Source organism: Nocardia sp. NPDC003979 (assembly GCF_053605015.1).
The window spans coordinates 187,922-202,548 of the sequence record NZ_JBSGIJ010000002.1; the positions used below are offsets into that span (position 1 = coordinate 187,922).

Here is a 14,627-nt window from a genome sequence, read left to right on the forward strand (position 1 = left end):
GTCAGTCCCGTTCGCGGACGACAACCGGTGCGGGAACGGATGTGGCGGAATCGGATGCGGGCTGGGGTCGGCGCCGGACCAGCCAGCCCGGCGCCCACCAGCAGGCGTCACCGAGCAACCGCATGGACGCGGGCACCAGCACCAACCGCAGCACGGTCGCGTCGATCAGCAGCGCGGTGACCATCCCGAAGGCGATGTACTGCATCATCAGCAGTTCCGACAGCGCGAACGCGCCGGTCACCACCAGCAGGATCAGCGCGGCGGCGGTGATGATCCGCCCGGTTCCGGCGACCCCGGCCCGCACCGCCTCGGTGGTGGACGCGCCCGCCGCCCTCGCCTCGACGATGCGCGAGAGCAGGAACACCTCGTAATCGGTGGACAGGCCGTAGATCACCGACACGATGATCACCAGAACCAGCGCCATGACGGGTTGTGGCGTGAAACCGAACACCCCCGCACCGTGGCCCTCGATGAACACCCAGGTGAGGACACCGAGGGTGGCACCGAGCCCGAGCAGGTTCAGCGCCGCGGCCTTCAACGGCAACACCACCGAGCCGAAAGTCAGCGCCAGCAGCAGCGTGCTGGCCAGGAAGACGAACGCGATCATCAGCGGCATCCGCGTCACCAGCGCGTCGATGCTGTCCTTCTCGACGGCGGGCTGACCACCCACCAGCAGTGTGGTGCCCGGCGGCAGCGGCATCGACCGCAGGTACTCGATCGTCGCCTCGGCGTCGGCGGCTTCGGCCAGCACGGTGCCGGTGGTGAGCACCTGGGGCTGGAACGGTGACTGCATCGGTTCGGCGAACGGCGCGGCCAGGCCGGGGGCCCGGTTCGCGTCGGCGCGCACGACATCGGCGGTTCCGGGATCGAAGGTGACGACGACCAGGTCGATCGGGTCGATCTGGCGCAGCGGGAACGATTCGTCGAAATGCTGCTGGGCCAGCCGGGTGGGGTGAGTCGGCGGCAGGAACTTCTCGTTGACGGATCCGAAGGCCAGATGCTGGATCGGGAAGATCAGCACCAGCAGGCCGAGACAGACCGGAACCGCCACCGCGAGCGGGCGTCTCATCACCGCGGCGGCCAGCCTGCCCCAGGCGTTGCCGGGGTCGCGGGCGACCGGCTTGCGGAACCAGTCGACACCGAACCGGTCGACCCGCCTGCCGAGCACGGCGAGCATCGCGGGCAGCAGCGAGATGGAGGTCAGCGCGGCCAGTGTGATGGTGATCATCGCGCCGTAGGCGAACGAGCGGAGCAGACCCTGGGGGAACACCAGAATGCCCGCCGCCGCGACCACCACGATCAGCGCCGAGAACAGCACGGTGCGTCCCGCGGTGGACACACTGTTGCGCACCGCGTCCTCCACCGACCGGCCTTCGGCCAGCTCTTCCCGGAACCGGCTGAGCACGAACAGCCCGTAGTCGATGGCCAGGCCGAGCCCGATCATCGAGACCACGGGCGACACAAAGGAATTCACCTCGGTCACGGTGGTGAGCAGGCGCAGCAGACCCCAGGCGCCGAGCATGGTCAGCCCGCCGACGATCAGCGGCAGCGCGGCGGCGACGACACCACCGAACACGAAGAACAGCAGCACCGCGACGACCGGGACGGCGAACAGTTCCACCCGCCGCTGGTCTTCGACCATCGTGTCGTTCAACGCGGCGGCGACCGGCTGCCCGCCCGCCACCTCCATCGCGACCCCGGGAATTGTGAGCTCATCGGCGATCGCCCGATAGTTGCGGCCCTGCTCGGTGGGGTTCAGGCCCTTGACGGCGATCGAGGCGAACGCCTTGTCGCGCGCCGGCGAGCCGAACACCTCGGGCAAGGCCATCCCGGTATCGGTCGGCCAGTAGGCGCCGTTGACCCGGTCGATCCGGTCGGGGAACCGCTGCGGCAGGGCATTGAGCCCCGCCACCACGGTGGCGGCGAAGGCGGGGTCGTCGATGGTCGTCCCGTCCGGTGCGCGGAACACCAGCAGCAGATCCGAGCTGTGATCGCGCCCGAAGGCGTTGTCGCGCACGTGCGCCGCGCGCACCGCCTCCGAGGAAGGATCGTCGAACCCGCTCGAGCTCAGATCGGCGCCGAGCCCGAGTCCGTAGGCTCCCAGCGCCAGCAATCCCGCGACCACCGTCACGATGACGGCGTACCTGCGCCGCACAACGGTATCGCCCCACTGCCTCAAATCGGCGTACACATCCGGCTCCCAACGACATTTCGCGATGGCGTCGAACTTGTCATTGTCGAGCGACTTTTCGGTCGTGAAACATCGATATTGCGTTCGGTCACAATCGATCCCGGAATTTCGCTGTGAGCCGTGACCTCGCCTCCTGGGGCAGATCACAGGAGTACGCGCCAGTGACAGTCAGAAATGGCAGACGTCGGTTATCGAACGATCGCCGCCGTGCCGGGCTCCTACGTTGACATCAAACGGTCAGTTGCCACAGACCGGTCGAAACCGGAGGAAATTGCGTGTCGGATATTGCCATTGTCGGAATCGGTTGCCGGTTCGCGGGCGGAATCGATTCGCCGGAATCGTTCTGGGACTTCGTCGTCGACAAGCGCGACGGTGTCGTCGAGGTGCCTGCCGATCGCTGGGACTGGCGCCGCTACTACGACCCCGAGCCGCGCACGCCGGGGCGCAGCTACACCAAGCACGGCGCCTTCATGACCATCGATCCCTGGCAGTTCGATCCCGACTTCTTCGGGATCTCCCCGCGCGAGGCCACCGTGCTCGACCCGCAGCAGCGGTTGATGCTGGAGGTGACCTGGGAGGCGCTCGACGACGCCGGCATCGCCGGGCAGGTCGCGGGCGAGCGGGTCGGCGTGTACGTCGGCGGCTTCGTGGTCGACCAGTCGGTGATCGGTGTGGTCGGACCGGCGCTGTTCCACACCGACATGCACACCCCGGCCAGCGCCTCCTACACGATGCTGTCCAACCGCATCGCCTACGCGCTGAACCTGGTCGGCCCGGCGATCACGGTGGACACCGCGTGCTCGTCGTCGCTGGTCGCGCTGCACCTGGCCTGCCAGGCGCTCGACAACGACGACTGCCGGGTCGCCGTGGCGGGCGGGGTCAACGTGATGTTGCAGCCCGAGACCTTCGTCCTGATGTGCAAGGGCGGCTTCCTGGCCGCCGACGGCCGGTGCAAGTCCTTCGACGCCACCGCCGACGGCTACGGCCGAGGTGAGGGCGCGGGCATGGTGGTACTCAAGAAACTCGACGACGCCGTGCGCGACGGTGACCGCGTGTACGCGGTCATCAAGGCGACGGGCTCGAATCAGGACGGGCGGACCACCGCGATCACCGTGCCCAATGTCGACTCCCAGGAGGCGCTGGCGCGCACCGTGTGCGAACGCTCGGGCATCGCCCCCGACAAGATCACCTATCTGGAGGCGCACGGCACCGGAACCCTCGTCGGCGACCCGGTCGAATTGCGCGCGCTCGGAAGGGTTTTCGGCGCACCGTCGGGCCGCTCGGGCACCATCGGGGTCGGTTCGGTGAAGGCGACGATCGGCCACACCGAGGCCGCCGCGGGCGTGGCGAGCGTGATCAAAGCGGCGCTGGCCCTTCGCCATCGCACGCTGCCGCCGCAGGGCTGGCTCGAGAACCCCAACCCCGACATCCCCTTCGACGAACTCGGCCTGCATGTGCAGACCGAGGCGCAACCCCTGCCCGCCGACGGGGAACCGATGTCCGTGGCGGTCAACGGTTTCGGTTACGGCGGCACCAACGCGCACGCCATCCTGCAGGAGTTCCGCACCCCGGCGCAGGCGCAGGCCGAACCACCACGACACCTCGGCATTCTGCCCATCTCGGCGCGCAGCACCGGCGCGGCGCGGGCCTTGGCCGGCCGGTTCGCCGACCTCATCACCTCGGGTGCCGACCCGCAGCGGCTGGCCGAAGCGGCCTGGACCCGGATGGCGCAGCACCCCTTCCGCACCGGAGTGCTGCTCGACGGCGACACCGACGATGTGGTTCGCGAACTGCACGAATACGCCGCGGGCGGCGGCCGCGACGCGTCCCGCACGGTGTCATCGGCCGCCGCCGAACCGGTGTTCGTGTTCTCCGGAATGGGACCGCAGCACTGGAAGATGGCCCGCGAACTACTGGCCGCCGGTGGCGTGTTCGCCGAAACCGCCCGCGAGATCGACGCCGAGTTCCGTGCGCTGGCGGGCTGGTCGATCATCGAGGAGCTGAACCGGCCCGAGGACGAGTCGCGCGTCACCCGTACGGAGGTCGCGCAGCCGGCCAACTTCCTCGTCCAGGTCGGTCTGGTGCGTGAGCTGGCCGAATACGGCATCGCCCCGGCGGCCATCGTCGGACACAGTGTGGGCGAGGTGTCGGCGGCCTACGTCAGCGGCATACTCTCGCTGAAAGACGCGGTGCGCGTGGCCTATCACCGCGCCCGCCTGCAGGCCACCACGGCGGGCACCGGCGGCATGCTGGCGGTCGGGATGAGCACCGACCAGGTGACCGCGCTGATCGGCGACGACCCGAGCGTCGACATCGCCGCGATCAACAGCCCCACCTCGCTCACCCTGTCCGGCGACGTCGACCGGCTCGACGAGATCGCCGAGAAGCTCACCGAGGACGGCATCTTCGCCCGCAGGCTGCGGGTGGAGGTGCCCTACCACAGCCGCCTGATGGAGCCGATCCACGACGAACTGTGCGAGGTGCTCGCCGAGGTGGCCCCGCAGGCGCCCACCGTGCCGCTGTACTCGTCGGTGACCGGCGAACTCGTCACCGAGGGCGCCTGGAACGCCGAGTACTGGTGGTCCAATGTCCGTGAGCCCGTGCGGTTCCACGCCGCGATCGGCACCCTGCTCGCCGCGGGCAACCGGGTATTCCTCGAGGTCGGCCCGCACCCGGTGCTGTCGGGCAATATCCGCGAGGCCATGGTCGACGCGGACGTCAACGGCACCACGGTGCCGACCCTCGACCGCGAACAATCCGACTCGCACAGCCTCCGGCGCACCCTCATCGGCCTGCACGCGGCCGGTGTCCTCGACCGCGAACGGCTGTTCCCGGCTGTTCCCACCGCGCATGTGCCGCTGCCGCGCTACCCCTGGCAGCGCACCCGCCTGCACTCGGCGCTGCCGCTGTTCGAACAGGCCCGCCTCGGCACGCCCGGCACGTACGCCATGCTCGGCGACCCCGACGTCGAGGGCCGCCCCGAATGGCTGCTCCAGGTCGGCACCCAGTTGCTGCCCTGGCTGGCCGACCATGTGGTCAACGGCGTCAAGATCATGCCGGGCGCGGCCTACCTCGATGCCGCGCTCAGTGCCACCGCGCAGCGGATCGGCAGCAAGCAGGTGGCGCTGGAAGGGGTCCGGTTCGTCGCGCCGCTCGTCATGGGCGCCCCCGATGTGCCGTTGGTCGCCATGAGTGTGGAGGAGGCCAGCGGCCGGTTCCTGATCCGCTCGCGCAGCGCCACCGGAACGGCGTGGACGGTGCACTCGACCGGGCGCACCCTGACCGGCGCGCACGAACAGACCGAGGTCGAACTGCCCGCGATCGATGTCGGCGTCGATGTGGACCCGGCCATGTTCTACGCGGGACTCGCCTCGGCGGGGCTGCAGTACGGTCCGTCCTTCCGGCGGGTGACCTCGGTGCGCGTCGGCCGCGATGTCGTGCTGGCCACCGTCGACGGCAGCATCGCCGCCGACTCCGGGCACCTGGCGCATCCGGCCGTGGTCGATGCCGCCATGCAGTGCGCGGCCATGCTGTTCACCGACGAACGGATCAACGAGGGCGTCATGGTGCCCGTCGGGGTGACGGCGGTACGCCTGCTCGCCGACCTGCCCGCGCGGATCACCGTCATCGCCCGCCGCGACCCGAAGGCCCGGCTGCGTGCCGATGTCGACCTGCTCGATCAGGACCGGAAGCTGGTGGCGCGCTTGACCGGACTGCAGATCGGCGCGCTCAAACCCGGCGACGACCCACTGCACCGGATGGCCGACTTCTACTACACCGAGACGCTCGAGGAACGCGAGCCGCTCGACCCGGCGGCGCTGGCCGAGGCGGGTTCGGTGTCCACGGTGATCGTCGGACTCGGCGAGAGCTCGCGCACCGCGCGACTCGCCGCTGCCGTCCGCGGTTCCCGGGTGTATGTCGTCGACCCGGCGAGCGAGCAACTCGAAGCGGACCTGGTCGCCATCCTCACCGCGGCCAAGGCCGAGGAAACCGACCGCGTGCACGTCTGCGTCGTGGCCGGGGCGGGCGCAGATGATGTCGCCGACCTGTGGACACTCAAGCGCATCGCGGTCGCGATCTCGGAGTACGTCACCCCCACCGTCGAAGGCGCGGCACCGCAGATCCACTTCGGTGACGGCACCGTGCACGCCACCCTGATCACCGAATCCGCATTCGCCACGCCGGACAGCGATGTCGCGCCCGACCCGCGCCACGCCGCGTTCGCCGGCGCGCGCCGGGTGCTGCTCAACGAGCAGACCCCACTGCGCTGGCGCCTGATCGATACCGAACCGGGCACCCCGACCGCCGACCTGCTCACCGAACTCGGTGTGCCGGGGGCATTCTCGCTCGACAACACCGACGAGGTGCTGCTGCGGAACGGAACACGCCTCGCGCCGGTGGTGACCAAGCCGCTGCCCCAGCGCATCGAGGAACTCGAGACAGCCCACCCGCTCACCGACCCGGAGACCAACTTCGAACTGGACATGCCGCGCACCCGCCTGCTCTCGCACGTGGCCTGGCGGGAGTGCCCCCGCGTGGCGCCGGGCGCAGGCGAGATCGAGGTCGCGATGGCGGTGATCGGGTTGAACTACAAGGACCCGCTCAAGATCATCGGCCTGCTCGGTGAGCGTGAGCTCGCCCCGACCTACTTCGGCACCGTGCCCGGTATGGAGGGCATGGGCACCGTCGTGCGCGTCGGTGCGGGCGTCACCGATGTGGCGGTGGGCGACAAGGTCGCGGTGGCCTCCAAGGGCATGATGCGCCGGTTCGCCACGGTCGACCGGGAACTGGCGGTGGTGGTTCCCCCCGACACCGATCCCGCCTACTGCACCAGCACCATCGCCTTCGGCACGGCCGAATACGCCCTGCACGACCTGGCCAGGCTGGAGCCGGGGGAAACGGTGCTCATCCACGGCGCGGCGGGCGGTGTCGGCACCGCGGCCATCCAGGTCGCCAAGGCGATCGGCGCCCGCATCATCGGCACGGCGAGCTCGCCCGAGCGCCGTGAGCACGTGCTGGCGATGGGTGCCGACTTCGCGGTGAACTCGCGCTCGCTCAACTTCGTCGACGACGTGCTCGCCTTGACCGGCGGCGCGGGCGCCGACGTGATCATCAGCAGTGCCCCCGGCGAGATCCTGCGCCAGAACTTCAATGCCGCCGCCGAATTCGGCCGCATCGTCGAGGTCGGCAAGGCCGACATCTACACCGGTGGGCTGCTGGAACTGGCCAATTTCGACAAGAACCTCGCCTACTACTCGATGGACCTGGACCGCCTGGTCGCGGTGCGCCCGCAGCGCCTGTCGCGGCTGCTGCAGCGGGTGTTCGAGAAGGTCACCGAGGGCGTGTACACCCCGCTGCCGTATCAGCTGTTCGAGACGCACGAAGTGAGCCAGGCCTTCGAGGAGACGCTGCGGTCCTCGCGGGTGGGTCGCGTCGCGCTGCGCATGGACGACCCGCAACCACCCGTGCGCCCCTACCTGCCGCCCCTCGAAATAGGCGGCGACGCGACCTATCTCATCACCGGCGGCTTCGGTGGCTTCGGGATGGCGATCGGCCGGTGGCTGGCCATGCGCGGTGCGCGCCGCCTCGTGCTGATCGGGCGCAGTGGTGCGAGCAGCGACACCGCCAAGCGTCAGCTCGAGGTGTGGCGCTCGATCGGCATCGAAGTGGTGGAGGAACTCGCCGACGTCACCGACGCGGCCGCTGTCGCGGCGATCATCGCCCGCACGCACAGCGACGAGCACCCGTTGCGCGGAGTGTTCCATGCGGCGGGTGCGGTGGCCGACAACCGGCTGGCCAAGATGGAACTGGCCGAACTCGACCGCGTCTACCGGCCCAAAGTCCAAGGCGCGCAGGTGATCCACCAGGCGATCGCCGACGCGGGCATCACCCTGGACATGTTCGTGCTGTGCTCTTCGGGCGGTTCCATGTACGGGATCTACGGCCAGTACAACTACTGCGCCGCCAATGTGGCGGTGGAAACCCTGGCCCGGCGCTGGGCGGCGGCGGGGGAGCGGGCCCTGTGCATCGGCTGGGGTCACCTGTCCGGTGCCTCGGGCGGCATGGCGTCGGACGAAACCGCCGAAAAGTACCTGGACCTGGTCGGTTTCGGCCCGATCGACATGGCCGACGCCACCGCCTACCTCGAACAGACCTTGCGTCTGGGCGCGACCAACGCCGCGATCATCCCCACCGACTGGGTGAAGCTCACCGGCACCTTCCCCCAGCTGATCCGCACCGGCCGCACCGCCGGACTCGCGAAGTCCTCTGCCAAGGACACCTCCGAATTGGCCAGGCTCCGAGCCGAATTGGCCGCGATGGAGGAGGCCAAGCGTGGGCCCGCGATCGCCAGGAAGATGGCCGAGGAACTCGCCGTCGTCATGGGCGTGCCCGTGGAGTCGATCGACATGACCGTGCCGGTGCCCGAACTCGGGCTGGATTCGCTGATGGCGGTCGAGCTGGGCGCACGCGTCACCAAGACGCTCGGCATCGACCTGATGTCGATGCAGATGGGCCGCTCGTTCAGCCTGGAACAGGCCGGACCGAAGGTCGCCGAGTTGATCCTGGCCTCGGAACCCGCTGCCACACCACCACTTCCGGAGGTCGTGCCGGTACCAGGGGAGGACGCCGCACCGGCCGAGGTGCCCGAGCAGTGGACCGTCGACCGCGCGTCCGAGGTCTCGATGGCGGGATCGCACTGATGGTCGAGTTCGGTCTGATCGACGAGTGGCGGCCCGCGCCGGGACGGCTCGTGACCTGGTTCGCCTCGGCGGATTCGGTCGCGCGCGCGGCGCGGGCCCCGGCCCATCCGGCGCCGCCGTCGCTGCAACAGGAACAGTATCTGCGCCTGGCCGCCCGGCACGCGGGCGCGGACTTCCGCTTCTCGGGTCTGTGCCTGGTGACCGCGCGCATTCCCACCACCGAACTGGATCGGGACGCCATCACCCGGGCGATCCACAAGTTCCTGCTGCGCCACGACACATTCCGCACCTGGTTCACCGTCGAACCGGGCGGCACGGTGCGCCGTCACCTCGTACCCGAGGCCGATGTGGAGTTCCTCCCGGTCGACTACGGCTACATCGACGACCCCGAGGCGATCTGCCGGCATGTCGAGAAGACCACACCCGGTCCGTTCCAATGGGATTGCTTCACCTTCGGCGCCATCGAGCACGAGGACTCGACCACCGTCTACCTGGCCGTGGACCACCTGCACACCGACGGCCTCGGCCAGTACCTCTCGGCCGCCGACTTCGCCCAGCTCTACGCCACCGAACTGTGGCCCGAGGCCGAACCGCTCGCCCCCGCGGCGAGCTACCTGGACTACTGCCGCAACGAACGGTTCCTCAGCGATCAGCAGACGCTGGCCTCGGCCGGGGTGAAGAAGTGGCTGGCATTGTTGCGTGGCAACGACAACCGGCTGCCGAGCTTCCCGCTCGACCTCGGCGAGAAGACCGACGGATACCACCGCAGCGCCCACCGCAGCATCGTGCTGCTCGACGAGGAACAGGGTGAGCGTTTCGAGGAGGTCTGCCGGGCCAACAGCGCCGATTTCGCCGGCGGGGTGTTCGCCGCGGCCGCGCTGGCCGAGCGCGAACTGGTCGGGTCGGACTACTACTTCGGCATGACCCCGGTGAGCACCAGAACCTCGGCGGCGGAGAACAATTCGGTCGGCTGGTATGTGACGCTGGTTCCGGTCGCGTTCCCGCTCCCACAACGGCTGACGATCGGGCGCGCGATCAGGACCGCCCAGCGCGCCTACGACAGCGGACTCCTGTTGGCGCCCACGTCGTTTCATCGCGTCCTCGAGCTGCTGCCCGCCGATTCGGAGATCAAGGCCGAACCCGGCTGGGTGACCCCGATGATCTCCTTCATCGACGCCAGGGACTTCCTCGGCAACGAGCTGTTCGACAGCCTGCACGCCGGTGTGTTCGCCAACCGCGCCGCGTCCGAGGAAGCGCTGATCTGGATCAACCGGTTGCCGGGACAGACCTCGCTGAGCGTCATCTTCCCCGACACCGCGATCGCCCAGGAGAACGTGGGCCGCTACCTCGACACCATGAAGTCCGTGTTCGGAGCCATCATCGACAGCGCCGCGGAGATCCCGTGATCCGAGAAGAATTCGTCCCCTCCATCTTCCGTGACCCGTTCATCCCCGACGGCGAGAAGTCGACCTACCACGTCGGCATCACCGGACAGCCCGGCGGGATGGAGGTGTCCCAGGTGGTCGTGCACAACCGGGGCGGCTACCACACGACGCTCGAGGTCGGCCCCGCTCAGCGGCATCGTGACGGGCGCGAGCCGGTCATGTCGATCGAACAGCGCATCGGCCGCATCGATGGGCGCCTGCACGCGGAAACCTATCGTGCGCAGACCTTCTCGGGCTCGACGCTGGTGTCGCGGGAGGAGGCGAACTTCGTCGACACCGTGCATCTGCAACCCGGTGGCCTGCCCGAGCCCTACCCGGCGAACGTGATGCCGATCGCCGCCGGGCTCACCCTGCTGCGCGGCCTGGAATTCGCCGAGGGGCTGATGGAGACCGTCGATGTGTGGCTGGCGTTCTCGGTGCACTGGCCGCTGCTCGTGCGGGTGGAGAAACAGGTCGTGCTCACCGGGCCCGCCGGGGTGTTCTCCTGCTGGCAGGTGCGGTTGCGGCCGGGCTTCGAGCACGTGAACGGGATGCTCGACAAGATGGTCGGGTCCGTGGTGCCGCCGTTCCTCGCCCACTTCGAGGTGGCGGCGCCGCACCGGCTGGTGCAGCTGAGTTTCCCGACGCAGATGTCGATGTCGGCTCCACGCGCGACGATGGAGTTGGTGTCGTGACCGTCACCGAACAATCGCGAACGCCCGAACTCGGTGCCTGGCTGGCGTTCGGCGCCTGCCTGATCGCGGTATTCATGCAGATGATCGACGTGACGATCGTGAACACCGCCCTGCCGAACCTGACCGCCGATCTCGGTGCGTCGCGTTCGGCGCAGCTGCTGGTGATCTCCGGGTACGCGCTGGCCTTCGCCTGCACCCTGCTCACCGCCGCCCGGATCGGGGCGATGGTCGGGCGGCGCACGATGTTCCTGGTGTCGGTCGCGGCCTTCACCGCGGCATCGGTCTGGTGCGGGTCGGCCGACGGTGCGATGGAATTGGTGATCGCACGAGTGGTGCAGGGCGCGGCCGGGGCGGGGATGGCCGCGCAGACCATCGCGATTCTCACCGCCGGATTCCCGCGCGAACGCCACCCGCTGGTCTTCGCGCTGTACGGGGGCGTCGCGGGATTCGCCGGGATGCTCGGACCGATCGTCGGCGGTGTCCTGCTCACCCTCGACATCGGTGGCTGGGGCTGGCGGTCGGTGTTCCTGATCAACCTGCCGATCGGGCTGTTCGCGTTCGCACTGGCCTGGAAGTTCCTGGACCGCAACAGACCCGAAGGGCGCCACCGCCTCGACCTGGTCGGCGCCGGATTGTCCGGGCTCGGGCTGTTCGCCCTGATCGCGGGCATGGCGCAGATCCAGCAGCACGGCTGGCGCCTCGACCTCGTGGCGGTCGTCGGTGCCGGCCTGGCCCTCACGGCCGTGTTCCTTGCCCAGCAACGTCGACGGACCGCACGCGGTGCGTCACCACTCGTGCACCTGGAACTGTTCGGCAACAACGGTTTCCGGGTCGGCTCGGTGCTGGTCGGTGCCTTCTTCGGGCTGTTCACGGCGTTCGTGTTCGCCGCATCGATCACGATGCAGGACGTGCTCGGTTACTCGCCGCTGCTCACCGGCATGGTGATGACCCTGTTCGCCCTCGGTGCCGGTGCGGGTGCCATCGGTTCGCTGATCCTGGTGCCGCGCTTCGACATCTGGGCGCTCGCTGGTGGGATAGCGCTGTTCGGTGGGTGCATCGGCGCGGGCGGGGTGTATCTGTACCTGGTCGACGGCGTGGCCAGTGCACTGCTGTGCGCGGGACCGGTGTTCGCGGCCGGGTTTGGTGTCGGGGTGTTCGGCGTGCAGCTGCAACCGATGATGCTGTCGGGGTTGGACGCCGACCGGATGGCCGAGGCGTCCGGGGTACTGCCGACTATCGAACAGGTCGGCAACGCGGTCGGACTGGCGGTGCTGACCACGGTGTTCTTCAGCTCGCACAGCCTCGGCGGCGCCGTCATGATGATGGGTGCCATCTGCGGTGTCGCCTTGCTTCTCGCCGCGCTGACCTCGGCGATGCCGGGGCGAGAGCAGCGCGAAGCAGCCGCTGCCAGTGTTTCTCGCGAGGAGGTGGTCGACGGCGCCTGAACTCACGCCGCACGCTCAGCCGAACAAGGCGAGTTGCGGGTTCGTCGGCGCGGGCGCGGCGGTCGGCGGAGTCGTAGGGCCCTGCTCGCGGCGGAGCCCGTGAGCGGTGAGCAGGGGATTCACTCGGTCGCGCAACCAGTCGCGGTAGGTGGGGGTGACATTGGCGCCCCGGTTGTAGAGCTGGCGGTAGCGCCGCATCAGGGCGGGGTGTTCGGTATCGAGCCAGGCCAGGAACCAGTCGCGGGTGGGCCCACGCAGGTGCATGGGGAAGGCCATGGCGCTGGTGGCGCCCGCGTCGGCGATCGCGGCGAACAGGGCGTCGAGATGGGCGCGGCTGTCGGTGAGGCACGGAATGATCGGGGCCGCCATCACATGCACGGAGAAGCCCGCGTCGGCCAGCGCACGCACCAGGTCCAGGCGGGCACGTGGCTCAGGGGTACCCGGTTCGAGACTGTGATGCAGGTCGGGATCGAGAATCGCGATCGACACCGCCACACTCACCTCCACCCGCCGCGCCGCCTCGGTGAGCAGCGGCAGATCCCGGCGCAGCAGCGGGCCCTTGGTGAGAATCGAAAACGGCGTCCCGGAATCGGTGAGCGCGCGAATGATTCCCGGCATCAACCGGTATCGTCCCTCGGCTCGCTGATACGGATCGGTATTGGTACCGAGCGCCACCGCCTCGCGCTGCCACGACCGGCGCCCCAATTCCCGCCGCAACACCGCCGCCACATTGGTTTTCACCACGATCTCGGAATCGAAATCACGCCCGGCGTCCAACCCGAGATATTCGTGACTGCCGCGCGCGAAACAGTACCGGCACGCATGCGAACACCCGCGCATCGGATTGATGGTCCACCGGAACGGCAACGCGCTGCTCTCGGGCATCTTGTTCAACGCGCTCTTGCACAACACCTCGTGAAAGGTGATGCCGTCGAACTCGGGCGTGCGGACGGTGCGAACGAGCCCCGCCCGGCTCAAACCGGGCAGGGCACCGTCATCGGCATCGAGGGTTTGAGACTGCCACCGCACCCCTTGAGTCGAACATGCGTTCGATCAGGTGTCAAGCGTGCTGCGGCGCGAGCGCGAAGTCGACGAGGTCGTGGATGCTCTGCTGGATCGGGCGCGGGTGGTAGCCGAGTTCGCGTTCGGCTTTGCCGTGGTCGACGACGGGGGCCGAGATGATCGCGCCGAGAGCGGCTTTGGAGAGCACGTCCGAACCGAGGCGCTTGCCGATCGGTTCGAGTACCGGCATGAGGGCGCCGATGAGACCCGCCGGGATGGCGAAACGCGGTCCGGTGGCACCCGCGTGCCGGGCGGCGATCCGGCACAACTCGAGCAGGGTGATCATGTGCCCGCCCAGCAGGTAGTTCTCGCCGGTGCGTCCCTTCTCGCCTGCCAGGATCAGGCCGTGCGCCACATCGCGGACATCGACCATGTCGAAGCCGCCACCGATCATCACCGGGACGCGACCGCGCGCGCAGTCCACCGTGGTGCGGTTGACGCGGGAGAGCTGGCGCAGGTTGTCGATCGGGCCGAAGACGCCGGTCGGGTTGACGATCACCGCGTCGAGGCCCCGTTCGATGGCGGGCCGCAGCGAGAGCTCTCCGGTCCACTTGGAACGGTCGTACACGGGCAGTTCGGGATTGTCGGAGCGTTGGGAGTTCTCGTCGATGTGCCCACCCGCGCGGTACTGGTCGAAGGCGTGGATGGAACTGGTGTGCACGAACCGGCGCGCGCCCACCTCCAGCGCGGCCTCGGCCGTGACCCGCACGCCCTCGGTGTTCACCCGCCAGGCCAGATCGTTGTTCTTGGCCAGCGTGATGAGGGCGACCAGGTGGTACACCACCTCGGCGCCGTCCAGCGCCGTGCGCATCGACGCCGCGTCGAGCACGTCACCCTCGACCCAGGTGACGGCCGGGTCGGTGGTGGCGGGGGCGACGCGGTCGATGGCAACCACCTCGTGTCCGCGCTCCACGAGCTGAGGGATCAGGTTGGAACCGAGGTAGCCGGCTGCGCCGGTCACTGCGACCTTCATGGGGCCGAGGATATAGAACATGTTCTAGTTTTGCCATCGAATGCCGCAGATCGGGTCCGTCGCGAGTCGAAACCGCACGGGGTATTCGGCTATATTTGGCGCACTGCGCAATCGGGCGGTCGCGTCGGGAGTTGCG

Annotated in this window: 7 protein-coding genes; 4 read left to right on the top strand and 3 right to left on the bottom strand. The window is 68.8% G+C overall.

Going from position 1 to position 14,627, the window contains the following annotated elements; genetic code table 11:
- Window position 1 precedes the first annotated feature (1 nt).
- On the bottom strand, window positions 2-2,191 hold the full coding sequence (locus ACWEVR_RS04505) for an MMPL family transporter (protein ID WP_452465814.1): 2,190 nt from the start codon (window positions 2,189-2,191) through the stop codon (window positions 2-4).
- A 275-nt stretch (window positions 2,192-2,466) separates the two neighbouring features.
- Between ACWEVR_RS04505 and ACWEVR_RS04510 the strand changes: the two genes are divergently transcribed.
- Genes ACWEVR_RS04510 through ACWEVR_RS04525 form a run of 4 tightly spaced genes read left to right on the top strand, consistent with a single transcriptional unit; the run spans window position 2,467 to window position 12,456 of the window.
- Window positions 2,467-8,892, top strand: a complete 6,426-nt coding sequence (locus tag ACWEVR_RS04510) for a type I polyketide synthase (protein ID WP_452465815.1) — start codon at window positions 2,467-2,469, stop codon at window positions 8,890-8,892.
- A complete protein-coding gene (locus tag ACWEVR_RS04515) occupies window positions 8,892-10,298 on the top strand; it encodes a condensation domain-containing protein (protein ID WP_452465816.1) in 1,407 nt (468 codons plus the stop codon). The genes ACWEVR_RS04510 and ACWEVR_RS04515 overlap by 1 nt, the downstream gene beginning before the upstream one ends.
- Entirely contained in the window at window positions 10,295-11,011 is a 717-nt protein-coding gene (locus ACWEVR_RS04520) for a hypothetical protein (RefSeq protein ID WP_452465817.1), read from the top strand. The genes ACWEVR_RS04515 and ACWEVR_RS04520 overlap by 4 nt, the downstream gene beginning before the upstream one ends.
- Window positions 11,008-12,456: an MFS transporter gene (locus ACWEVR_RS04525; protein ID WP_452465818.1), complete on the top strand. Its 1,449-nt coding sequence runs from the start codon at window positions 11,008-11,010 to the stop codon at window positions 12,454-12,456. Before ACWEVR_RS04520 ends, ACWEVR_RS04525 begins: the two co-directional genes overlap by 4 nt.
- A 15-nt stretch (window positions 12,457-12,471) precedes the next feature.
- Here ACWEVR_RS04525 and ACWEVR_RS04530 read toward each other — a convergent pair whose 3' ends face one another.
- Window positions 12,472-13,485: an Rv2578c family radical SAM protein gene (locus ACWEVR_RS04530; RefSeq protein WP_452465819.1), complete on the bottom strand. Its 1,014-nt coding sequence runs from the start codon at window positions 13,483-13,485 to the stop codon at window positions 12,472-12,474.
- Between the two features lie 31 nt (window positions 13,486-13,516).
- The gene (locus ACWEVR_RS04535) at window positions 13,517-14,491 is read right to left on the bottom strand and encodes an NAD-dependent epimerase/dehydratase family protein (protein WP_067636615.1); all 975 of its coding nucleotides are present in this window, start codon (window positions 14,489-14,491) and stop codon (window positions 13,517-13,519) included.
- Window positions 14,492-14,627: the final 136 nt, after the last annotated feature.